This is a genomic window from bacterium (assembly GCA_018814885.1).
GTDB lineage: Bacteria > Krumholzibacteriota > Krumholzibacteriia > LZORAL124-64-63 > LZORAL124-64-63 > JAHIYU01.
This window is the reverse complement of the sequence record JAHIYU010000121.1, coordinates 1-21,053: the sequence shown is the minus strand read 5'-3', so window position 1 is coordinate 21,053 and position 21,053 is coordinate 1. Positions and strand designations below refer to the sequence as shown.

Annotated in this window: 22 protein-coding genes; 6 read left to right on the top strand and 16 right to left on the bottom strand. The window is 69.5% G+C overall.

Annotation, left to right across the window (positions count from 1 at the left end; all coding sequences use genetic code 11):
- On the top strand, nucleotides 1–617 hold a 617-nt coding region (locus KJ554_08310; GenBank protein ID MBU0742332.1), incomplete at its 5' end, for a hypothetical protein.
- A gap of 15 nt (nucleotides 618–632) precedes the next feature.
- Here KJ554_08310 and KJ554_08305 read toward each other — a convergent pair.
- The 5 genes from KJ554_08305 to KJ554_08285 all read right to left on the bottom strand — a co-directional run bounded on the left by KJ554_08305 (nucleotide 633) and on the right by KJ554_08285 (nucleotide 6,250).
- Nucleotides 633–2,852, bottom strand: coding sequence for a T9SS type A sorting domain-containing protein (locus tag KJ554_08305; protein ID MBU0742331.1), 2,220 nt, complete (start codon nucleotides 2,850–2,852; stop codon nucleotides 633–635).
- A 323-nt stretch (nucleotides 2,853–3,175) separates the two neighbouring features.
- A complete protein-coding gene (locus KJ554_08300) occupies nucleotides 3,176–3,685 on the bottom strand; it encodes a ferritin family protein (GenBank protein MBU0742330.1) in 510 nt (169 codons plus the stop codon).
- A gap of 39 nt (nucleotides 3,686–3,724) precedes the next feature.
- Nucleotides 3,725–4,615, bottom strand: a complete 891-nt coding sequence (locus KJ554_08295; protein MBU0742329.1) for an MCE family protein — start codon at nucleotides 4,613–4,615, stop codon at nucleotides 3,725–3,727.
- A gap of 30 nt (nucleotides 4,616–4,645) precedes the next feature.
- Entirely contained in the window at nucleotides 4,646–5,431 is a 786-nt protein-coding gene (locus KJ554_08290) for an ABC transporter ATP-binding protein (GenBank protein MBU0742328.1), read from the bottom strand.
- Nucleotides 5,432–5,461: 30 nt separating this feature from the next.
- A complete protein-coding gene (locus KJ554_08285) occupies nucleotides 5,462–6,250 on the bottom strand; it encodes an ABC transporter permease (GenBank protein MBU0742327.1) in 789 nt (262 codons plus the stop codon).
- A 424-nt stretch (nucleotides 6,251–6,674) separates the two neighbouring features.
- Between KJ554_08285 and KJ554_08280 the strand changes: the two genes are divergently transcribed.
- Entirely contained in the window at nucleotides 6,675–8,846 is a 2,172-nt protein-coding gene (locus KJ554_08280; GenBank protein ID MBU0742326.1) for a hypothetical protein, read from the top strand.
- A 78-nt stretch (nucleotides 8,847–8,924) separates the two neighbouring features.
- Nucleotides 8,925–9,161 carry a flagellar hook protein FlgE gene (locus tag KJ554_08275; protein ID MBU0742325.1) on the top strand — a complete coding sequence of 79 codons (237 nt, stop codon included), beginning with the start codon at nucleotides 8,925–8,927 and terminating at the stop codon, nucleotides 9,159–9,161.
- Here KJ554_08275 and KJ554_08270 read toward each other — a convergent pair.
- The 4 genes from KJ554_08270 to dnaB are packed head-to-tail and all read right to left on the bottom strand — an operon-like array spanning nucleotide 9,152 to nucleotide 13,191.
- The gene (locus tag KJ554_08270) at nucleotides 9,152–10,063 is read right to left on the bottom strand and encodes an MBL fold metallo-hydrolase (protein MBU0742324.1); all 912 of its coding nucleotides are present in this window, start codon (nucleotides 10,061–10,063) and stop codon (nucleotides 9,152–9,154) included. The two genes, KJ554_08275 and KJ554_08270, sit on opposite strands and share 10 nt — an antisense overlap.
- Before the next feature lie 8 nt (nucleotides 10,064–10,071).
- On the bottom strand, nucleotides 10,072–11,172 hold the full coding sequence (locus KJ554_08265; protein MBU0742323.1) for a glycosyltransferase: 1,101 nt from the start codon (nucleotides 11,170–11,172) through the stop codon (nucleotides 10,072–10,074).
- Entirely contained in the window at nucleotides 11,169–11,777 is a 609-nt protein-coding gene (locus KJ554_08260; protein MBU0742322.1) for an LON peptidase substrate-binding domain-containing protein, read from the bottom strand. The genes KJ554_08265 and KJ554_08260 overlap by 4 nt, the downstream gene beginning before the upstream one ends.
- Nucleotides 11,778–11,817: 40 nt before the next feature.
- Nucleotides 11,818–13,191: a replicative DNA helicase gene (dnaB, locus tag KJ554_08255; protein MBU0742321.1), complete on the bottom strand. Its 1,374-nt coding sequence runs from the start codon at nucleotides 13,189–13,191 to the stop codon at nucleotides 11,818–11,820.
- Between the two features lie 244 nt (nucleotides 13,192–13,435).
- Between dnaB and KJ554_08250 the strand changes: the two genes are divergently transcribed.
- Nucleotides 13,436–14,323 (top strand): class I SAM-dependent methyltransferase, encoded by an 888-nt coding sequence (locus KJ554_08250; GenBank protein ID MBU0742320.1) that lies wholly within the window; start codon nucleotides 13,436–13,438, stop codon nucleotides 14,321–14,323.
- On the opposite strand, the gene fetB is transcribed toward KJ554_08250, so the two are convergent.
- The 7 genes from fetB to KJ554_08215 form a co-directional block, all read right to left on the bottom strand.
- Nucleotides 14,320–15,117, bottom strand: a complete 798-nt coding sequence (fetB, locus tag KJ554_08245; protein MBU0742319.1) for an iron export ABC transporter permease subunit FetB — start codon at nucleotides 15,115–15,117, stop codon at nucleotides 14,320–14,322. The two genes, KJ554_08250 and fetB, sit on opposite strands and share 4 nt — an antisense overlap.
- Complete coding sequence (locus KJ554_08240) at nucleotides 15,114–15,779, bottom strand: ATP-binding cassette domain-containing protein (GenBank protein ID MBU0742318.1); 666 nt, start codon at nucleotides 15,777–15,779, stop codon at nucleotides 15,114–15,116. The genes fetB and KJ554_08240 overlap by 4 nt, the downstream gene beginning before the upstream one ends.
- Nucleotides 15,776–16,426, bottom strand: coding sequence for a uracil-DNA glycosylase (locus KJ554_08235; protein ID MBU0742317.1), 651 nt, complete (start codon nucleotides 16,424–16,426; stop codon nucleotides 15,776–15,778). The genes KJ554_08240 and KJ554_08235 overlap by 4 nt, the downstream gene beginning before the upstream one ends.
- Before the next feature lie 281 nt (nucleotides 16,427–16,707).
- Nucleotides 16,708–17,961: a bifunctional phosphopantothenoylcysteine decarboxylase/phosphopantothenate--cysteine ligase CoaBC gene (gene coaBC, locus KJ554_08230; GenBank protein ID MBU0742316.1), complete on the bottom strand. Its 1,254-nt coding sequence runs from the start codon at nucleotides 17,959–17,961 to the stop codon at nucleotides 16,708–16,710.
- A 3-nt stretch (nucleotides 17,962–17,964) separates the two neighbouring features.
- On the bottom strand, nucleotides 17,965–18,198 hold the full coding sequence (locus KJ554_08225) for a hypothetical protein (GenBank protein MBU0742315.1): 234 nt from the start codon (nucleotides 18,196–18,198) through the stop codon (nucleotides 17,965–17,967).
- A 168-nt stretch (nucleotides 18,199–18,366) separates the two neighbouring features.
- Nucleotides 18,367–18,951, bottom strand: a complete 585-nt coding sequence (gene gmk / locus KJ554_08220) for a guanylate kinase (GenBank protein ID MBU0742314.1) — start codon at nucleotides 18,949–18,951, stop codon at nucleotides 18,367–18,369.
- Between the two features lie 3 nt (nucleotides 18,952–18,954).
- Nucleotides 18,955–19,836, bottom strand: a complete 882-nt coding sequence (locus KJ554_08215) for a YicC family protein (GenBank protein ID MBU0742313.1) — start codon at nucleotides 19,834–19,836, stop codon at nucleotides 18,955–18,957.
- 169 nt (nucleotides 19,837–20,005) lie between these two features.
- Here KJ554_08215 and KJ554_08210 point away from each other — a divergent pair, with 169 nt between their 5' ends.
- Nucleotides 20,006–20,494 carry a hypothetical protein gene (locus KJ554_08210; GenBank protein MBU0742312.1) on the top strand — a complete coding sequence of 163 codons (489 nt, stop codon included), beginning with the start codon at nucleotides 20,006–20,008 and terminating at the stop codon, nucleotides 20,492–20,494.
- A gap of 93 nt (nucleotides 20,495–20,587) precedes the next feature.
- Nucleotides 20,588–21,053, top strand: a 466-nt coding sequence (locus tag KJ554_08205) for a hypothetical protein (GenBank protein MBU0742311.1), incomplete at its 3' end; no start/stop codon positions are given.

Here is a 21,053-nt window from a genome sequence, read left to right as displayed (position 1 = left end):
TCGCCGGCGGCATGCTGGCCGGCGCGGCCGGCGGCGGGCTGCTGGGCGCCGGGGTCGGCTCGGCCCTCCCTAGCTGGGAGCTGATCTACGCCGTGCCGGGTGCGGACCTGGACCGGCCGGCCTCCGAACCGTCCGCACCCGACGCCGACGGGCGCATCGGCTCGCTCTCGCTGCTGGCCGGCGGGGCGCAGAACCTGGGCGTCGCCGAAAACCACACGGACTTCGCTTGGCGGCTCGGCCTGCTGGCCGATCGGGGCGATCGGGGCGATCGCTTCTCGTACGGCGTCGAGATGGGCCGCTACCTGACCGGCCCCGCCCACCGGCCTCACCAGCCCTGGCCCGATCGGGATCGATCATCGCCCGTCTGGCACGCCGGCGGCGTCGCCCACGCGAACCTGCTGGCCGGCCCCGTCAAGCCGTACCTATCGTTCGGACTCGCCTATTACAACTGGAACGACGACTTCCTGGGCTGGAACACAGGCGTCGGGCTGCGCCTGCGCCTGGGCGCCGGCGCCGACTGGATCTGCGAGTACCGCTACCACGCCAACCTGCAGCACCTGACCGAGACAGAACCGCAACTGGCCACCTTCCTGGGCGGAGTGGCGGTCACCTGGTGAGGTAGATCCGGATCATCAACGCGCCAGCGTCAGCTTGCGCGTCTCCACGGTCTCTCCGCTGCGCACTTGCGCGAAGTACACGCCCGAGGGCGCAGGCGCGCCGGCGTCCGTCGCGCCGTCCCATCGCGCCGTATGCCCGCCGGCGCCGCGGCTCTCGTCGAGCAGCGTGGCGACCTGGCGGCCGCGGGCATCCAGCACCCGCACGGTCACGCGTCCCGGCGCGGTCGTGGTGAAGGAGATCTCCAGGCCGGGATTGGCGGGATTGGGCCGGACCGGATCCACGCGCAGGACGGTGGGCGACGCCGCGGACAGCGCGCGGCGGGCCAGCAGGAACAGGCCGCCGTCCGCGCGACGTCCGTGCAGGCGATACTCCACCTCTCCCTCGCCACAGGCGGCGGAGGAACGATCGCGCGCGCGGAACCGCAGCGCGTCGAGGGCCTCGACTGTCAGGTTCCAGCCCGCATCTCCCGCTGCGGCGCTGAGGACGAAATCCGACGCCGACGCGGGAGCGGCCGTCTCCCAGGCCAGCTCCACACCCCCGCGATCGCGCGCCGCGTCGAGCCGGAGCAGTTCCAGCGGCACGATGACGTCGGAAACCATTTCCGGCGGCGAGATCGACCCGTCGCCGTCGCCAGGCGGAGCCTGCCGCCTCAGGGCGCCGCCGGCCCACGTCTCGTACGCCGCCGCGGCCAGCCAGACGTCGCGGGCGGAGCGGCCCGGCAGCAGAACGCCCAGGTCCAGCACGCCCTCGAGCACCTCGCCATTGGCGCGTCGGAAGGCGGCGCCGTCCTGCACGACCTCGGCAGCGTCGAACCAACCCGACCAGTTGTTGTCGACCTCGGCCGCCAGGTACCAGGACCAGGCGACCACCAGCCCGGACTTGGTCCAGGGCGCGGGCCACGCCGACAGCGTGTCGGTCGAGACGAGGGCGAAGAGGTCCTGCGTGCGCGGCGTCGCCAGGTCCTGCACGGCGAGATAGAGGAGCGGTCCCGAGACGGCGCTCCACAGGTGCAGATCGTCGCCGGCGGCGAGCAGCGTGGCGCCGGGATCGAGCAACCCGTCCATCACGAAATCGGGAGCCGAACCGAAGAGCGGCACGATCCAGTCGGCGCCGCCGTTGTTGTCCCAGGTGCCGGCCCCGTTCGTGAAGACGAACTCCAGGGAGGCGGCCCAGCCGGGGGTCGTGACGACGACCTCCCAGATGTTCCCGCCCAGGGGGCTCATGGCAGTATCGGTGACGCCCTGCCACCCGTCGTACCCCCAGTGGGCGAGCAGGCCCCCGGCGCCGGCCAGCGGTCGGCCGGTCGCGTCGTAGGTGATGGTGACCGGTTCGCCGGGGACTATCTCGGCCGGCGACCAGGTGACGCAGGGCGCCCAGGCGGGGTCGTAGGAACAGGCGAGGGAATAGTCCGCGAAGCTGCACCCGCTGTCGTAGGCGACCCGGCAGTAGCCCGCCTCGCCCCAGCCGGTGCCCCAGCTGTTCTTGGCGATCCAGCACTGCTGGGCGTCGTCGTAGCCCACGATCAGGACGGTATGGCCCTCCCCCGTGTCGGGACTGCCGTAGGCGTCGTACACGCCGCCCGTGTAGCCCATGAAGCTGTCGTGGATGGCCATGCCGGCGGACACCGGGCCATACTGCAGGGCGGTCTTGATGGTCGCGGGATCGGCGGTGCCGGCGGTGACGAACCACCACTGGTCGACCTTCTCCACCAGGTCGAGCGTGGCGTGGCAGCTCTCGCGGCAGGGTATCGTGTCGTCGCCCAGGTACGCGAAGCAGCCCTCGGTCGGCGTCCCGGCCAGACGCAGGAACTCGAAGGCGCCTTCCAGCCAGCCGCCGGTGCAGTTCCCGGCCGTCGCGTTGCAGGAAAGTATGTACTGCTCCGACAGGTCCAGGTCCGAGCCGGGTTCGTCACGGGCGATCATCACCACGGACTCGAAGGCCGCCAGCGCGGAGAAGGCCCAGCAGGAACCGCAGAGGCCCTGCCAGCGCACGCCGCTCACGAAGGAACCACCGGGCATGGACCGCCAGTCGAGGAACGCCGGCAACGGTTCGGCGGACGCGTAGACGCGGACCTCGACCTCGCCCTCGGGCAGGCGCAGGCCGCCGAGCAGCAGCGCGCGCGCCTGTGGGGACAGGCGGGTGATGGTGGTCTCGCCGACGGTGTAGTCGCCGGCCGGGACGTTCTGCGGCGCGAGGACCGCGACGACGAGCAGGGGCAGCAAGAGGCGGCGCATGATCCCTCCGATCATATACGGTTGGCGAGGCCCACGATCATACCACCAGCCTCGACCACTAGCAAATCGGTCGAACGTCAGGTCTGTCATCGATCATCGAAACCCGTTCCGATCGTCTCCTGCCTCATAGGCACCCGGCCTGCCACGGGTCTATGTGCGCATCCAGCTACGTACCCCGCACACGCTTTTCGCGAGGCGTCTGGAAGCCCCCCCCCCCCGGTCTCTAGACCGGGGGGGCCTGGAAGCCGAGACGGGGCGGCGCCCAGAAGCGCCGCCCCGTCGTCCCCGCGAAAGGCGTGTGCAGGGTACGAGGCCGGGCCCGCCTACATCGGCGAGAACCCCTGATCGGCCCAGTACTCGTCCTGCAACATCTTCTCCAGTTCCACCAGCTGCTCCAGGTGGCCCACCTCCCACTCGGCCAGCCAGGTGAAGAGCTGCTTGAGATCGGGATCCTCGGCCTTGCCGGCCTGCTCCTTGTAGTAGCTGATGGCCTTGTTCTCCAGGTCGCAGCCGATGCCGATGACGGCCATCTCGAAGGTGCCGCGCTTGATGGACTTGCGGAAGCTGTCGTCGATGACGTGCCCGGCGCCGTGGTCCACCTCGGCGGGATGCACCTGGGAGAGGTCGATGCGGCCGGCATCGACGAGGCTGCGGTGCTGGGCCTGCAGCAGGGCGACGTGCTCGTCCTCGTCGCGCGCGAGCGCCGTGAACATGGCCTTGGCGGCGGGATCCTCGGTGGTGGCCGCGGCATGCGAGTAAAGCTGCTGGCCCTTGATCTCGGTCATGATGGCGTCCTTGACCGCCTGGATCATGTTCGCTGTCTTGGCGTCCATCTCGGTCCCCTCGTTGTCCGGCCGGGCCGGCGTATCATCCTAGAACAGGCTCACATGGAAGTAGCGTTTGGGCCGCGCCTTCATGTCGGCGATCAGGTCCTGCACCGCCACGATGGTCGATTCGGCCCGCGCGTACAAGGAATCATCCCGCAGCAGGCGGCCGGCGCTGCCCTCTCCCGCCTCGAGGCGCCGCAGCACCTCCGTCAGCAGGGTCGTGGCGCGCGTGAGCTGCTGCGACAGGGTATCGACGCGCGCCAGGGACGCCTCGGCGCCCTGCAGGGCGCCGGTGAGCAGGCTGTCGGGACCGGCCACGGCCATGCGTATGGCGTTGGCGGTCTCGTCGAGGTCGGCCACGAGGGTCTCGATGTCCGGCGCGATGTCGCCGGTCACACGCTCGAAAGTGTTCATGACGTGGCGTGTATCGTCGATCACGCCCAACAGGCGCCCGCCTTCGCGTATCTCGGCCAGAAACTCGGTGACTTCCCGGGTGAGCGCGCGGGTATCGGCGAGCGTCTCGGTCCCCTCGTCCATCATGGCGTTCATATCCTGCAGGGCCCGGCCCTGGAAGACGTAGCCCTCCGGTGCGGTCTCGCCCTTGCCCGGCAGGATCTCGAGCAGCATCTCGCCCACGATGCCCTGGCTCGTGAGTGTGATCTTGGCGTCCTGGCGCAGGTCGGCCAGGTCGTCCAGGTAGAAGCGGACGCGGACCTTGTCGCCGTGTATGTCGAAGTCCTCGACCGCGCCCAGGCGGATGCCGCGCACCTGGACCCTGTCGCCGCCCTGCAGGCCGCCCACGGAGTTGAACTCGACGAAATAGCGCTCTATCCCGCCCGAGAAGCGCACCTGCTTGAACCAGAGCGTGCCCCAGACCAGGATGATCAGGGACAGGATGACGGCGATACCGACCTGGACTTCCTTCTTGCTGCCCATGGGAACTCCCCCTGCGCCGCGCCCGGCCCGCTAGAAGACAGTCAGCGGACCCTGCGCGCTTCCGTCGATGAACTGGCGGACCATCGGGTGGTCCGTGTCGCGGGTCTCGTCGACGCCCGCGGCGTAGATGATGCGACCGGTCGAGATCATGGCGATGCGATCGGCCACCTTGAAGGCGCTGGCCATGTCGTGCGTGACCACGATGGACGTCACCTTGAGCTCGGCCTGCAGCTGCAGGATCAGGTCGTTGATGGCGTCCGAGGTGATCGGATCCAGCCCCGTGGTCGGCTCGTCGTAGAGAATGTAGTCGGGCTGCATGGCGATGGCCCGCGCCAGTCCCGCCCGCTTCTTCATGCCGCCCGAGAGCTGCGACGGCAGCTTGTCCTCCACCTGGCTCAGGCCGACCTGCGCGAGGCACTTGCAGGCGCGTTCGCGGATCTCCTCGTCGGAATGGTTGCCGTGTTCCCGCAGGCCCAGCCCCACGTTCTCGCAGATGGTCAGCGAGTCGAAGAGCGCCGCGCCCTGGAAAAGCATGCCGAAGCGCTTGCGCACCTCGAACAGCTTGCGCTTGCGCATGGACGTGATCTCCTCGCCATCGATCCAGACCCGGCCCTCCTCGGGCTCCAGCAGGCGGACGATGTGCTTCAACAGGACCGACTTGCCCTCGCCGCTGCGTCCGATGATCACCACCGTCTCGCCGCGGTCGATGGTGAAGTCGAGTCCGTCGAGCACCTTGCGCTCCTGGAAGGTCTTGGTCAGGCCCTGCAGCACGATCCCCTCGCGCGACGCGGGGTCGTCGACGCGGAAGTCGGGCATTGCGATGTCGTTCAGGCGCGCCATGTCCGCTCAGTCCCCGAAGATGATCTGAAAGAGGATGGTGGCCAGGAAGTAGTCCGCCACCAGCACGCTCACGCAACTGCCGACCACGGCCATCATGGTGGCGTTGCCCACGCCCTCCGCGCCGCCGCGCGTGTTGAGGCCGAAGAACAGCCCCGACATGGCGATGATGGCGCCGAAGAAGAAAGCCTTGATCAGGCCGCTGAGCAGGTCGCGCATCTCGAAGAACGCCAGCAGACCCTCCTTGAAGGTGCTGGCGGTCACGTCCATGGTGCCGACCGAGATGAGGTAGCCGCTGAAGATGGCGATGGCGTCGGCGAAGATCGTGATCACCGGCATCATCAAGAACGTGGCCACGAAGCGCGGCATGGCCAGGTGCCGCATGGGGTCGATGGCCAGCATCTCCAGGGCGTCCAGCTGCTCGGTGACCTTCATGGTGCCCAGCTCGGCGGCGTAGTTGGCGCAGAGCCGGCCGCCCACCACCAGCGCCACCAGCACCGGGCCGAGCTCGATGAATACCGATTTGGAGATGACAGTGCCCAGGAACTTCATTGGCACGTAGGCCTGCATCTGGTAGACGGCCTGCACGGCGGTCACCGCGCCCACGAAGATCGAGGTGGTGACCACCAGGGGCATCGACCCCACCACCACGATGTGCATCTGGTTGGCTATCTCGCGCCGCATGCGCCACATCTGCGGCAGCTGCATGACGATCTCGAGCAAAAGCATGCTGCCGCGACCTGCGTTCTGCAGGGCGTTGAGCGAGAAGGTGCCGATGCCGATGAGGATGGATGTCATGACCGGCCGAATATATAGGGCCTGTCAGGGAGTGTCCACAACTGGCGTGGTCAGCGACGACCGATGGGATCGTCGGCGTCGCGGCGTCGTGCGTCGCGCCGTCCAGTATGGTTCGGGATCATTTCCGCAACCCCCGTCGCTCGTGTCCGTACCCGCCGGAAGAGCAGGCCACCGCAGTACGTTACGGAGCCCGGGAAGTTGCACGCCGCGTCGACCGGGCGGTCTCGCACTGATGACTTCTTCCCGGGTTCCCGCCCCTGCGAACCCCGCACCCCTTCGCGGAGGTGCCATCGTGCGGCTCGTTTCTCCCCTTGCGCCCGCCGTGATCGCCCCGGCCGCCCGGATCCGGGCCCTGCGGCGGACGGCGCGCCCGCCGCTCCCGTTTTGCGTTATACTATGCCGAGGTCCTGCAACGGAGGTCGTCATGCGCATCGTCATCGCCGTCACCGTCCTCGCGTCGATCCTCGCGCCAGCCGTCCCGTACGCCGCACGGCCGGCGGACAAGTACGAGAACACGCTCGCCAAGGATTTCATCATGGACGCCCCCTGGCGCGTGGTCGACGCCCAGACGCCCATCCCGCTGACGATCGTGCTGAAGGACTGCGACGTGGACGACATCCGCGACCTGCACTGGATCCGCGCCTGGGACGTCACCGCCGGCGCGACCCTGATCTGGGATCACGACTTCGGCGACGAGACCATCGGCGACGACGCCAGCGAGCACAACTTCTGGACCTGGATCACAACGGTGACCGAAGGCCATCCGTCCCTGCCCGACGGCACGCGCCTGACGCCCGCCAACCTCGGCCACGCGGCCGGCGACGCCATCGAGATCGAGGTCCAGGTCTACTACCGCGACGACTGGTTCAACTACACCGAGTCGCGCACCCTGCGCGTCCACGTGGGCGGCGGCCCCTTCCCCTGGCCCGAGAACTGGTACGGCGGCGACACCCACTACCACACCATGTACACCAACAACCTCTACGAGTGGGGCGCGCCGCTGCCGGCGGTCAGGGAAACCGCCTTGGCCATGGGGCTGCACTGGCTCACCGCCACCGACCACAGCTGCGACCTGGACGAGACCGGCGACGGCTCCTACTCCTACGCCACCCACCAGTGGGAGTGGACGCTCCAGGACCAGGGCGGGATCCACACCACCACCCGCGACGTGGTCGCCGACGGCGGCACCTGGCCGGCGCTGGGCGTGGATGCTGCAGCGCTCTCGGATCAGGCTATCCGGATCTACCGGGGAGTCGAGATCAACCTCGCGTCGGTCGACGGGGATTCCTGGGAGAAGACGCTGCACGGCCTCTTCTACAACGACGCCGGCATCCCTTCGCCCGACAGCGGCGCCCCGGGCGAACGTCCGGTGTCGCCCTCGCTGACCGCCGGCCTGGACGCTCTGTCGGGCGGCGGCTTCGCCTACGCGGCCCATCCCCTCAGCGACCTCTCCACCGAGGTGCTGGGCCTGGACTTCGGCGTCAACGGCGCGCTCTGGGGCGATGAGGACCTCGCCGCCGCGCTCCAGCGCGAGAGCTTTCGGGGCCTGGAGATCTTCAACACCCGCCGCACGGTCTACTCGACGGACCAGTACGACCCCTGGCACGATTTCGACGCCGGTGTCCCCGCCGACGATCCCTACCCCGGCGAGCTCCTCGCCGGCGTCGCCTTGTGGGACGACCTGCTGCGGGACGACCTGGCGTCCGGATCCCCGAGGAAGATCTTCGTCTCCGGCGGCAGCGACGCCCACGGCGACTTCAACTATTCGAGCCACATGAGCCTGGACGACTACGCCGAGGACAACGGGCTGGGCAAGGTGCAGACGGTGGTGTATGCGCCCGGCGCACCCGCCGGAGAGGTCCCGCCGCAGCAGGCCCTGCTGGCGGCGTTGCGCGCGGGACGATCCGTGGCGACCGACGGACCCTTCCTGGAGATCGGCCTGGACGCCGACGGCGACGGCGACTGGTACGGCGAACGCGACGTCGCCCTGGGCGGCGACGCCGCACGCCACCCCGACCACGTCGGCGTGCTGCACCTGCGCTGGGCCTCGCTGCCGGAGTTCGGGGAGATCTCGGCGGTGACCCTGTGGCTGGTCGAACCCGGCGGCAGGACGGCGCTGGCGAGCTACGCACCGGCCGCGCAGGGCCTGGGCCTCGCGGGCGGCGACGCGCTGGACCTGGCGGGGATGCTGCCGACCGGCTGGTGCGCCCTGCGCGCCGAATGCCTCACCGACGACGGCGGCGCCGGTCACCGCGCCTACACCAATCCCGTCTGGTTGCGTCTGGACACCAGTGTCGCGGTGGGCGACGCGCCCGCGCGGCCGCCCCGCCTGGCGATCGCCCCCAATCCGGGCAACCCCCGCGCGGAGATCAGCTTCATCCTCGCAGCGGACGGTCCCGTCGACCTGACCGTCTGGTCAGCGGACGGCCGCCGCGTGCGCACGCTGGCCCGGGGTGACACGTACGGCGCCGGATCCCACGCCGTCACCTGGGACGGCCGCGACGAAGGCGGACGGCAGGCCGCCAGCGGCGCCTACCTGGTGCGGCTGCGCGCCGACGGCCGGATGACCTCGGGAAAATTGACACTGGTACGCTGAAATGCCCCGCGATCGAAAAGAAGACTCAAGTTCCCGCCGAGGCTGTCGATAAGGAGCGCGGTGAGGTCTACCATGAGCATCTCCGCCCTGCACACCGCCCTTGCCGGCATGATCGCCCATCAGGACCGCATGGCCGGCATCGCCGACCGCGTGTCGCGCTGGCGCCTGGGCGGGAGCGGTTCCGCCACGGCGCCCGTCGATCTGGTCAAGGACGTCGTCGAGGCCAAGCAGATCCTGCGGGGCTTCCAGGCCGGCTCCTCCGTCCTGCGCACCGCCGACCGCATGACCGGCCTCCTGCTGGACGTTCACGCCTGACTCTCCCTGGCCAGATGGCCCAGCATTCCCTCCAGCGTGTTCCGGATGTACTCGCGCTCGCGATCCTGCAGGTCGTCCTCCAGGTCGGCGAAGGGGGCGAAGAGGGGATCGTTCTGCGACAGGCGGGCGATGGCCTGCGCCTGGAACTCAGGCGACCAGGCGCCGGCGCCCGTCTCGACGCAGAGATCCCGCACGGACGCCACCCACGACGTCAGCTGCGCCAGGCCGTGCCGCAGGATCGACGCCGTGTCCTCGGCCAGACCGTAGTGGGCGAAGGCGAAGCGGGCGGGCGGGGGGTCGAGGGCCTGCAGCTTCGCCAGCGAGTCCAGCGCCACGTCCAGGTAGAAGCGCGGCGGCGTAGCGGGGCGCAGGTAGGGCACGCCGCTGCGGGTCGGGCAGGTCATGCCCGCGGCCTCGCCGCCGTAGAGGACGTCGCCGTGCACGTAGCTGACGTGATGCGGGGCGTGTCCCGGCGTATGCAGCCAGCGGAGGCCTCGGCTCGCCAGCCGGTCGGGATGGAGGATGCGCCCGGGGTCGAGGGGGGCCGGTTCGCCGAACATGCGGGCGGTGTCGCCCAGCACCTGCAACGAGCCCTCCCACAGCCGCGACGGCTCCACCAGGTGCGGCGCGGCCTTGGGCCAGCATACGACCCGGGCCTCGGGAAACGCGTCCGCCACGTGCCCCGCGGCGCCGGCGTGGTCCAGGTGGACGTGGGTGAGCAGGATCCAGTCCAGCCGCGCCACGCCAAGCCGTCGCAGCGCGCGCAGCAGGTCGTCCGCGGTGCACGCGGGACCCGTGTCGACGAGATAGGTCAGGTCCGGACCGCGGTGCAGCCAGCTGGTGATGAACCTGCGGTAGCCGCGCTTCTCCTGGACCAGGTCGATCAGGTGCAGGTCGTCCATGACGATCGTCATCCGCGGAGGAGGTGGAGGGTCTCGTCGATCATGCGTTCCTCGTCGAAGCGCTCGACGGCTAGGCGCCGCGAGGCCCGGGCCATGTCCTCGCGCCGCGGTCGGTCGGTCAACAGGCGGGCGCAGGCGTCGGCCAGGGCCCCGGGATCCCGCGCCGGGACGATCAGGCCGTTTAGTCCGTCTTCCACGCAGGCCCGCGTGCCGGAGATGTCGGTGGCCACCAGCGGCAGACCCGACGCCATGGCCTCGATCAACGCCCACGGCATGCCCTCGTTGTACGAGGAGAGCACGAAGAGATCGGCGGCGGCCAGGGCCGGGCGCACGTCCCTGCGGAAGCCGGCCAGATGGAAACGGTCGCCGACGCCCGCTTGCGCTATCATCGCCGCGATCTCGTCCCGCAGAAAACCCTCCCCGACCACGGCCACGTGGACATCGGGCACTGACGACACCAGGCGCGCGGCGGCCCGGACCAGGATGGCGTGATCCTTCTGGGGTGTCAGGGCGCCGACGTTCAGGACCAGGGGCGCGGCAGCGGGTATATCGAGCCCGGCGCGAAACGCCGCGCCGCCGGCGGGATCGCGGAAGCGCTCCAGGTCGACGCCGTTATGCACCACCGAGATCCTGTCCGGCTCGATCCAGGTGCATCGCCGCAGCCCCTGGCGGATCTCCTCCGCGTTGACGATCACACGATCGGCGAGGCGGAAGATGAGCTTGCGCTTGAAGTCGGGCTTGGGCGCCACCTGCAGGCCGAGCTGGCAGACCATGCGGGGCGTGCGCGCCAGCCGGGCGGCGATCCCGCCCAGGAGGTATTCGCGCCAGCGGGTGGCGAGCAGGGCTTCGGCCCGGTGACCGTGCAGTTCGCGGACCAGGCGCCACAGACCGGACAGGTCCGCGTCGGCCCGCAGACGCAGCCGCGTCCCGGGCACGCCGGCCGCCCGGACGCGTTCGCCGACGACCTCGTGGCCCCACAGGAAGCGCACCGCGCAGCCGCGCCGCCGCAGGCCGGCGGCCAGGCGCAGGGCGCAATTTTCCGTGCCGCCCCACATGCGGCTGCCGTTGGTGATCAGGATCCGCGGCGGTCTGTCGGGAGCTCCGGTCACGCCTCGGCCTCGTCGGCGATACCGTCGAGCCAGGCGAGCGCGGCCTCGGCGCGCCGGGTGACGTTGCGCTGGGCGAGCACCCAGTCCTTCTGGGCGATCGAGAGGGGCAGGTGCTGGTGGAGGATGTCCGCGAGCAGCCCGGCGCCCAGGCTCGCCGACAGCTCGATGCCGGGGAGCATGCGTTTTTCGATGGCGGCACGCAGCCGCGGCGCCAGCTCGGCGTTGCGCTGCTCGTTCCCAACCTCGTCCGGCAAGACGGTGGCGTCGACGCGGCGGTAGAGCCGATCGCTGTCGATCTCCTTCAGCCGCACGCGCTCGAGACCCAGCAGCCAGATCAGGTAGCGGCCGTCGTCGAGGCGGCGATGGCTGACGATCTCGCCGAGGCCGCCGATGGCGAAGACCGAAGGGCCGTAGGCGGTCTGCGCATCCTGGGCGCGGATCGTGCCCACGACCAGGCGGCCGGCCGTGTCGAGCAGGTCGGAGATCATCTGCCGGTAACGCGGCTCGAAGATGTGCAAGGGCACCAGGGCGCCCGGGAAGAGGTAGTAGTCCGGGAGCGGGAACATCGGGACGCCCACGATGCGGGTAATTCCTGACGAGTTCATCGCATCCTCGCTTCGCCTTGTCAGCGCGGGCACGGCGTGGCTACCGCTGCAGATTCCCGAACCGCGTGAAAGCCTTGTGGAAGTGCAGATCGAACCTGCCGATGGGTCCGTTACGCTGCTTGCCGATATTGACAGTAGCGCGGTTCTTCACCGAGTCGTCGTCCGGCTTGTAGTACTCCTCGCGGAAGAGGAAGAGCACCACGTCCGCGTCCTGCTCGATCGAGCCGGACTCGCGCAGGTCCGACAGCAGCGGCTGGTGGTCGCCGCGGCTCTCCACCGCGCGCGAGAGCTGGCTCAGGGCCATAACCGGCACGTCGAGATCCTTGGCCATGCCCTTCAGGTTGCGGCTGATCACCGAGATCTCCTGCTGGCGGTTCTCGGCGCGGGCGGTGCCGGTCATCAGCTGCATGTAGTCCACGACGATCAGGCCGATGTCGTGCTGTTGCCTCAGGCGCCGCGCCTTGGCCTTCATCTCCAGGACCGAGATGCCGCTGGAGTCGTCGATGAAGATGGGCGCGTCGGAGAGCCGGCTGCAGGCCTCGGTGAGCTTGGGCCAGTCCTCGGGCTTGATGTGTCCGCGGCGCAGGTCGTGGTTGTTGAAGCCGCCGCTGGCGCAGATCAGGCGCATCACGAGCTGCTCCTTGGCCATCTCCAGGCTGAAGAAGGCGACCGGCACCTTCTCGTTCACCGCCGCGTGGTAGGCGATGTTCAAGGCGAGCGCCGTCTTGCCCATGGACGGGCGCGCGGCCAGGACGATCAGGTCCGAGTTCTGCAGCCCGGCGGTGCGCTGGTCCAGCTCGGTGAAACCGGTGGCGAGCCCCGTCACGTCGCCCTTGCTGCGCGAGGCCTCGTCGATGCGGCGGAAGGTCTCCGGCACCACGTCCTTGACCGGGAAGAAGGCCTGGGTCTGACGGTTCTCGGCGATGTGGTAGATCTTGGTCTGGGCGTTGTCGAGGATGGTGTCGGTCTCCTGGGACGCCTCGAAGGCGTCGCCGGCGATCTCCCCACTGACGTGGATCAGCCGCCTGAGGATCGACTTGTCGCGCACGATGCGCGCGTGGTAGGACACGTTGGCGGCCGTCGCGGTGCCGGCCAGGATGTCCGCCAGGTAGTCGTTGCCACCGACCTTGCGCAGGGCGTTGCGCCGTTCGAGCTCCTCGGCGACGGTGATGCCGTCGATGGCCTGGTCGTTCTCGTAGAGCTCGCACATGACCTGGAAGATGGTCCGGTGCTCGACGCGGTAGAAGTCCCCGTCGTCGATGGTCTCCAGGGCGATGCCCAGGGCGTCGCGGTCGAGCATGACGGCGCCCAGGATCGCGCGTTCTGCGTCCTGGTTCTGGGGCGGCAGGCGGTGGCCGGGCGCGATGCGGCCTGGGGCGGGGGCGCGGCTCAGTTCGGGTTCCAAGTCGTCCATTCCTCGCTGGCTGGCGTGACATGTGGGGCTGGATCGGCGAATGTATCACATCGGGGGCGGACGTGGAAGACGACTTGCCCCGCGGCCACTTTTTCCTGTGGATCAATCTGTGGACGACCCCCTGCATAAGCCCGGGACGGCCTGTGGATAGGGGTGGAAAAGTCACCCCCGGCTGAGGCATGATCCCGCGCAAGAAACGTTGTGGCAAGCGACTGCGATCGAGCAGGGACGTGGAGAAGATATGGTGAACGATTGTGGAAAACTCATGGAGGCCTGGCGGCGCATCAAGGACGATCCGACTGCGCCTCGGCCCTGGCATGACGGCGACAAGATCCCCTGGCACGAGCCCGCCTTCAGCGAGCGCATGCTCGCCATCCACCTCGACCAGCGGACCCACATGGCCAGCCGCACCCTGGACGTGATCGGCCACCACGTGGGCTGGCTCTGCGAGCGGCTGCGCGTCCTGGCGGGCGCCGAACGCGGCCTGCGCGTGCTGGACGTGGGCTGCGGCCCGGGCCTGTACTGCCACGAGATCGCCCGCCGCGGCCACGAGACGGTGGGCTTCGACTTCGCGCCGGCGCCGCTGGACCACGCGCGCGCGGTCGCCGCGCAGGAAGGCCTCGCCTGCGGCTTCCACCACGCGGACCTCACGCGTCTCGACGACGACGCCCTCGCGCTGTTCGGCGCGGTGGACGCGGTCACCTTCTGGTTCGGGGAATTCAACTCGTTCCAGACCGACGTGGCGCGCCGTTTTTTGAAGCGTCTGTCCTCGGTGCTCAGGCCCGGCGGCCTGTTCGCCCTGGAGGTGCAACCCTACGATTCCTTCGACCGCGAAGACGTCAACGAATGGCAGCTCCACGAATCGTCGCCGCTCTGCGACGGCCCCCACTTCTGGCTGCAGCGGCACCACTGGGACGAGGACGCCCAGGCCGAGATCACCGTCTACTGGATCATCGACGCGCGAACCGGCGAGGTGGAGCGCTTCGCCCAGTGCCACCAGGCCTGGCGCGACGAGGAGCTGGTCGCGGCGCTGGCGGACGCGGGGCTGACGGGGGCGGTGTTCGAGCCGCCCATCACCGGTTGCGACGAGCGGTTCGAGTTCGCGATGGTGACGGTACGGAAGACCGGTTAGCGTCGGCGCACGATTTCCCGCCGCAGCTGGTGCCGCTCGTTGAACAGCCGCCGGTAGACCAGCAGCGCCACCATGATTGCGCCCAGAGACGTGGCCGCGGCGATCATGAACATCACCACGATCTGGTAGCGCACCGCCTGCAGGGGTTCGGCGCCGGCGAGGATCTGGCCGGTCATCATGCCGGGCAGCGAGACCAGTCCCGCCACGGTCATGGCGTTGACGATGGGGATCATGCCCTTGCGCACGGCGTCGCGCAGCGGTTCGCGCGCGGCCTCCCAGCGGGTGGCGCCGCAGGCCAGATCGGCCTCGACGGCGGCGCGGCGCTCGTCCAGGCGTTCCAGCAGGGTATCGAGGCAGAGGGAGATGCCGGTCAGCCCGTTGCCCAGGATCATGCCCAGCAGCGGGATCATCAGGCGCGGCCGCCACCAGGGCTCGGCGCAGATCACCACGTTGGTGACCAGCCAGATGGTCGCGCCGGCGCTGGCCACCAGCGCCACGAAGGCCATCGCGTGCACGCCGGCGAAGGTGCGTCCCGCGCGCTGGACTGCGGCGTGCCCGGCGGCGGTCACCATCACCGCGGCCATGGCCGCCACCACCAGCGCCTTCTCGCCGGTGAAGACGAAGCGCAGCACGTAGCCCACGGCGAGCAGCTGCACCACGGTGCGCAGGGCCGCGACCAGCAGGCGCTTCTCCAGGCCCAGGCGCAGGACCAGGCTCACCGCGCCGGCCAGCAGCAGCAATCCGCCCGCGGCGACCAGATCCAGCCAGGAGAGCACGGGCGCCGTCTCGGTCATGGACGGCCTCCCGCGTGGGCCGCGAGATCGACTACCCGGTCGCACCAGCGCTCGGTCTGGGCCGGATCGTGGGAGACGATCAGGGCCGCCTGTCCGGCGGCGGCGGCGCGGCGTCTCACCGCGTCCTCGACGCGCGACGCGGCCGCCGGATCGAGGGCGCTGGTCGGTTCGTCCAGCAGCAGCACCTGCGCATCCAGCAGCAGGGCGCGGGCCAGGGCTATCCGCTGGCGCTCCCCCACCGAGAGCACGCCGGCGTCGCGATCGAGTCCGGGCGGATCGACGAAGACTTCGGCCAGCGCCGCCCGCGCCCGGGCGGGATCGAAGACCGCGTCGCGGCAGGCGCGAAAACCGAAGGGACGAGCCAGGGCCGCGCCGATCGTGCCCGCCGGCAGCAGGGGCTCCTGGGCCACCAGCGAGACTAGGCGGCGGAAGCGGGGCCAGCCCATCACGCCGGGCGTCGTGCCGCGCAGGGCGATCTCGCCGGCGGCGGGATCATCCAGACCGCAGACCACCCGCAGCAGCGAGGTCTTGCCGCTGCCCGAGGGGCCGCGCAGGCCCACCAGCTCGCCGGGACGCAGGTTTATGTCGAGGCCGGAAAGCAGGGTGCGGCCGCCGGGGGCGATCTCCAGGCCGCGGCAGGTCAGCACGGCCTGTCCGCTCATGTCGCGTCTTCGGCGCGGGTTCCGGTCGCGCGGCTGCCGTCGGTGCAGAGGGCGTCGTGCAGGGCGCGCAGCTTGCGCACGTCATCCCAGGTGTCGCGCTTCCAGTGGGGGTTGCGCAGCAAGGCGGCGGGATGGTAGGTGGCCACGACGGGGATGCCCTCGTAGAAGTGCACTGCCTCGCGCAGGTTGCGCAGGCTGGCGCGGGTATCCAGCAGGGTCATCGCCGCGTGACGCCCCAGGCAGCAGATGACCTTGGGCTGCAGGATCTCCAGCTGCTGCTTCAGGTTCGGCTCGCAGGCGCGGACCTCGTCCAGCTCGGGATCGCGGTTCTGCGGCGGGCGGCATTTGAGGATGTTGCAGATGTAGACGTCCTCGCGCTCGAAACCGATGGCGTTCAGGATGTCGGTCAACAGCTTGCCGGCGCGGCCCACGAAGGGCTCGCCCTGCTCGTCCTCGTGGCGGCCCGGCGCCTCGCCCACGAACACCAGCTGCGCGTCTGGATTGCCCACGCCGAAGACCGTGTTGGTGCGGGTCGGGTGCAGCTTGCAGGCCTCGCAGGCAGCAACCGCGGCGGCCAGCGCCTCGAGCGCCCCGGCCTTCTGCTCGGGCGTCGACGCCGCCGGGGCATCTTCTGGCGCGGCGAACATGTCCTGCTCCTGCGGCTGCGTGGGCTGCCGCCGGTATTGCCGGATCTGCTCGAGGGTGTCCTGGACGAAACGTTCGCAGACCGTCTCAAACTCCGTCGGCTGCGGCTGTCGGGGTGCGGCCGGCGCGGCGGCGGGCTCCCGAGACGGCGTCGCGGCTTCGCCGGCGACGGGTGCCGCGCCGTCCGGCGGTCCCTCGTCCAGGTACCACTCGACGCCGGTTTCCTGTCGCTGCTTCAGATAGGTGCGCAGATCGCGCGCGAGACGGTCCAGGCTGTCCTCGCTCATGCCTCTCCCCCGACCGGGCGCAGGCGCGGCGCGAGCTGCAGCAGGAGATCGCGGGCGAGGGCGCGCTTGTCCATCCGGCCGCTCTCCCACAGCACGCCGTCGGGGCCGATCAGCAGGACCTCGTGCACGCCGTCGCCGAAGGTGCCCGCGGCTGTCGGGTCGTTGGCCACGATGAAATCCATGTCCTTGGCCCGCAGTTTCTCCAGGGCGCGTTCGACCAGGTCCTTGGTCTCCAGGGCGAAGCCGACGACCGTCAGGCCGGGATGTGCCGCGCGATCGACGACCTCGGCCAGGATGTCGACGGTGCGCATCATGGGCACGTTCCAGGAGGTGCCCAGTGATTCCTTCTTGAGCTTGCCGTCGCTGACGCTCGCGGGCGCGAAGTCGGCCACGGCAGCGCTCATGAGCAGCAAATCGGCGCCGGGCAGGTGCTCACCGACGGCGGCCGCCATCTCGGCGGCGGTCTCCACCGCGACCCGTCGTCCCAGCGCGGCGGGGACGGGCACCGACAGCGGGCCGTGGATCAGCGTCACCTCGGCGCCCAGTCCGGCGGCCTGCCGCGCCAGCGCCACGCCCATGGCGCCGGTGGACCGGTTGCTGACGTAGCGGATGGCGTCCAGGGACTCGCGGGTCGGCCCGGCGGTCACCAGCAGGCGGCGTCCGGCCAGGGGCCGGGCGGGGTCCCCCGGAGCCGACGGACGGGCGGGGCGGTCGCCGGCCACGGCGACGACGCGGTCGAGGATATCCTCCGGCTCGGCCATGCGTCCGTCGGCCTCGACGCCGCAGGCCAGCCAACCCTTACCGGGCTCCACCACATGGGCGCCGCGCTCGCGCAGCAATTCCAGATTTGCCTGCACGGCGGGATGGCGCCACATGCCGTCGTTCATGGCCGGGGCCAGCACCAGCTCGCCCTCGCAGGCCAGCAGGAGGGTCGTGACCATGTCGTCGGCGATACCGCCCGCCGCCTTGCCCAGCAGGTTGGCTGTGGCCGGCGCGACGACGGCGACGTCGGCCCAGCGGGCCAGGTTCACGTGGTCGAGGAGATCGGTCTCGCCCTCGCCCCACAGATCGATGGCCACCGGATGCCCGGAGAGGGCGCGCAACGTCACGTGCCCCACGAAACGCTGCGCCGAGGCCGTCATGGCCACACGCACGGAAAAACCCGCCCGGGCGAGCAGGCGGGTCAGGTGACAGGACTTGTAGGCGGCGATGCCTCCGGTGACCAGCAGCAGGACGTTGGCCTGCGACATGATCTACTCCTCTCCCTGTTCCTCCAGGAGTTTGGCGGCGCGCTCGCGCTGGTCGTAATATTCCACCTTGCCGTTGATCAGGCGCTGGATCGCGATCGACGTCAGCTTGCCCGGCAGCACGATGCCCACGCTGCGGGCGCGGTCATTCAGGCGACGGCTCTCGAGGGCCATGACCTTGATGGCCTCGAACTTGTTGGTGATCTTGTCGGTCACATCTCTGCGGCGGACGTAGGTCATCGGGTCACCTTTGTTTGGATCCTGGACACCGGACATTTCGGGAACCGCCGGGCACATCCATGCCTCGCCGGCGGTCGACCGGACCCTATAGCTTATGACAAGAGATCGATTCCGACAAGTTGATTCTCCAACCGACCCGTTTTCAAGACGTTGTACCCGGCCGGATGCTTAGGCGAGCGGCGACGACGCGAACCGTTCCCGCCGGCACTTCTCCGCCGTGATGATGGCCCGCATGCGGCGCAGGGCCCCGTCCAGATCGTCGTTGACGATCCAGTAGCGGTAGTACCCGGCGTAGCCCACTTCCCAGCGGGCGTTGTCGAGGCGGGTCTGGATGACCTGCTCGCCGTCGGTGCCGCGGTCGCGCAGGCGCCTTTCCAGCACCTCCCACGACGGCGGGAAGACGAAGACCGAGACCAGATCGTCGCCGTAGATGTCGATGACCTGCTTGCCGCCCTGGACGTCCAGGTCCAGCAGCGGGACCGACCCCTCGTCGATGATCCCCTGCACGTGGTCCCGGCGGGTGCCGTACCGATGGTCGTGCACGTCCGCCCACTCGATGAAGAGGTCGGCGGCGAGCAGCGCGTCGAACCTGCCGTCGTCGACGAAATGATAGTCGACGCCCTCGGTCTCGCCGCGGCGGATCGGACGCGTGGTGGTGGACACGGAGAACTTCACGCGCGGATCGCTCGCGAGCAGGGACTTGACGAAGGTGGTCTTGCCGGCGCCGCTGGGGCCGGAAATCAGCACGAGCATCGCCTACTCCAGGTTCTGGACCTGTTCGCGCATGGACTCGATCTCCTCCTTCATGGCGATCACGGCGTTGGTGATCTCCATATTCTGGGTCTTCGAACCCATGGTGTTCACTTCGCGGTGCATCTCCTGCAGCAGGAAGTTGAGCCGCTTGGCCACCTGGCCGCCGCCGTCCAGCGCGCCGGCGAACTGGTCGAGATGGCTGGCCAGGCGTTCGCATTCCTCGTTGATGTTGCCGCGGTCGGTGATGAGCGCCGCCTCCTGCACCAGGCGCTGGGGCTCCACGGCGTCGTCGAGCAGCTTGGTCAGACGCTCCTGCAGCTTGGCGAGGATATCGTTCTGGGCGTCCGGGATCAGGACGGTCACCTTGTCCAGGTTGTCACGCACCGCGACCAGGCGCGTTTTCATCTCGGCGGCGGTCTCCTGTCCCTCGATGCGCTTCATCTCCTGCAGGCCGTTCACCGCGACGTCCAGGGCCGCGAGCAGGGCCGCGCGCAGGACCTCGCCGTCTTCGCTCCTGGCCTCGGACTGGAAGAGACCGGGCAGGGCCAGCAGGTGTTCCAGCCCGATGGGGGGACGGGGTACCCCCCCCCGCTCGCAGGCGTCGGCCATCCCGCGCAGGGTGGCGACGCCGTCCGCCAGGCGCTCCGGCGACAACGACAGCAGCGCGTCGTCGTCGCTGCACTCGATCTGGGCGAAGACGGAGACGCGCCCGCGAGCCACGCGGGCCTTGAGCACGTTGCGTATATCGATCTCGAAGGACGCCAGGACGGGCGGCAGCTTCACCGCCACGTCCAGGAAGCGGTGGTTGACCGCGCGCAGTTCCACGGTGATCCTGCTCGTCCCCGCGGCGGCCTCGCCGCTGCCGAAACCGGTCATGCTGAACATCTCGACTCCGTTCCGTTGACGGGTTCCGTCGTGTCGGGGTGAAGTGTAGGCAAGGGCGCCCCGGTCCACAACCAAAGATGCGGTTGACGAACACATCGTTTCAGTCGCAGAATGTTCCGACGTTTGACCTTGCCAGCAAATAACCTGCCTCATCAACAGGAGGGATCCGATGAAACGCATCGTTCTGCCAGTCGCCCTGATCGGCCTGCTCGCCGCCGGCAGCGCCTTCGCCGGCAACCCCATCGGCGTACGCGCCGGCCTGAGCTCCTCGCCCGACCAGTTCTTCGTGGGCGGCCAGATGTACCTGACCGAGCTGTCCCCGGATCTGTGGCTGGTGCCGAAGGTCGACGCCGGCTTCGGCGACGACTTCACGTTCATCTACGTCTTCGGGACCGTGCTCTACAGCTTCTCGACCACCGATATGGGCGGCTTCACGCCCTACGCCGGCGGCGGCGCCGGCCTCACGTTCTGGAGCTGGGAAGTCCCCGCAGGCTGGAGCGGCGTTGTCGACGATTCGGGTAGCGAGTTCGGCATCACCGGCATCGCGGGCCTGAAGAAGAGGATGGAATCCGGCAAGGAGCTGGGCTTCGAGCTGGAGATCGGCCTGAGCGACTACACGGCCGACTTCAAGGCCGGCGCCTATCTGAACTTCTTCTAGGTCGTGATAGGCGATCCGCAGCCCTGGCGATCGCCCGACCTGGTGGCCCGGCTGGCCGCCGCATGGCAGGCGAGGCTGGCGGGATGTCGTCTGGTGCGATTGGCCGGCGGACCCGGCTGGCTGCGGTTGACCCTGGTCGATGATCGACAAGATGTGCGGGAGGACCCCGGTTCCCCCGCACATCTCTTTCTGATGGCCCTGCCCGGGGCCGCCGTGCTCTGGGACGCGAACGAGACCTTGCCCCGCACCTGGGACGCCGCCCTGGGTCGCGTGCCCCAGAAACAACTCACCCCCACGCCCTATCTCAAGGACGCCGTGCTATCGTGCATCGCCGCGCCCGCCGACGATCGCATCGTCTACCTGACCTTCGCGGGCGCCGACGGCGCGCGCCACGTCCTCGCGCACCAGCTCTTCGGCCCCCGCGGCAACCTGGTGCTGGCCGACGCGCGGGGCAAGCGGCTCTGGTCGGCCCATCCCTCGCCCCATCCGGCCACGCTGGACGAACCGCCGCCGCCGGCCTCCGTTCCCGGTGCGGCGGACGTCGCCGACGCCTTCCGCG

What these genes read in the sequence shown, in the direction of transcription:
- KJ554_08305 (MBU0742331.1), bottom strand. Translation starts at nt 2,852, where the DNA reads ATGCGCCGCCTCTTGCTGCCCCTGCTCGTCGTCGCGGTCCTCGCGCCG.
- KJ554_08300 (MBU0742330.1), bottom strand. Translation starts at nt 3,685, where the DNA reads ATGGACGCCAAGACAGCGAACATGATCCAGGCGGTCAAGGACGCCATC.
- KJ554_08295 (MBU0742329.1), bottom strand. Translation starts at nt 4,615, where the DNA reads ATGGGCAGCAAGAAGGAAGTCCAGGTCGGTATCGCCGTCATCCTGTCC.
- KJ554_08290 (MBU0742328.1), bottom strand. Translation starts at nt 5,431, where the DNA reads ATGCCCGACTTCCGCGTCGACGACCCCGCGTCGCGCGAGGGGATCGTG.
- KJ554_08285 (MBU0742327.1), bottom strand. Translation starts at nt 6,250, where the DNA reads ATGACATCCATCCTCATCGGCATCGGCACCTTCTCGCTCAACGCCCTG.
- KJ554_08280 (MBU0742326.1), top strand. Translation starts at nt 6,675, where the DNA reads ATGCGCATCGTCATCGCCGTCACCGTCCTCGCGTCGATCCTCGCGCCA.
- KJ554_08270 (MBU0742324.1), bottom strand. Translation starts at nt 10,063, where the DNA reads ATGGACGACCTGCACCTGATCGACCTGGTCCAGGAGAAGCGCGGCTAC.
- KJ554_08260 (MBU0742322.1), bottom strand. Translation starts at nt 11,777, where the DNA reads ATGAACTCGTCAGGAATTACCCGCATCGTGGGCGTCCCGATGTTCCCG.
- dnaB (MBU0742321.1), bottom strand. Translation starts at nt 13,191, where the DNA reads ATGGACGACTTGGAACCCGAACTGAGCCGCGCCCCCGCCCCAGGCCGC.
- fetB (MBU0742319.1), bottom strand. Translation starts at nt 15,117, where the DNA reads ATGACCGAGACGGCGCCCGTGCTCTCCTGGCTGGATCTGGTCGCCGCG.
- KJ554_08240 (MBU0742318.1), bottom strand. Translation starts at nt 15,779, where the DNA reads ATGAGCGGACAGGCCGTGCTGACCTGCCGCGGCCTGGAGATCGCCCCC.
- KJ554_08235 (MBU0742317.1), bottom strand. Translation starts at nt 16,426, where the DNA reads ATGTTCGCCGCGCCAGAAGATGCCCCGGCGGCGTCGACGCCCGAGCAG.
- coaBC (MBU0742316.1), bottom strand. Translation starts at nt 17,961, where the DNA reads ATGTCGCAGGCCAACGTCCTGCTGCTGGTCACCGGAGGCATCGCCGCC.
- KJ554_08225 (MBU0742315.1), bottom strand. Translation starts at nt 18,198, where the DNA reads ATGACCTACGTCCGCCGCAGAGATGTGACCGACAAGATCACCAACAAG.
- gmk (MBU0742314.1), bottom strand. Translation starts at nt 18,951, where the DNA reads ATGCTCGTGCTGATTTCCGGCCCCAGCGGCGCCGGCAAGACCACCTTC.
- KJ554_08215 (MBU0742313.1), bottom strand. Translation starts at nt 19,836, where the DNA reads ATGTTCAGCATGACCGGTTTCGGCAGCGGCGAGGCCGCCGCGGGGACG.
- KJ554_08210 (MBU0742312.1), top strand. Translation starts at nt 20,006, where the DNA reads ATGAAACGCATCGTTCTGCCAGTCGCCCTGATCGGCCTGCTCGCCGCC.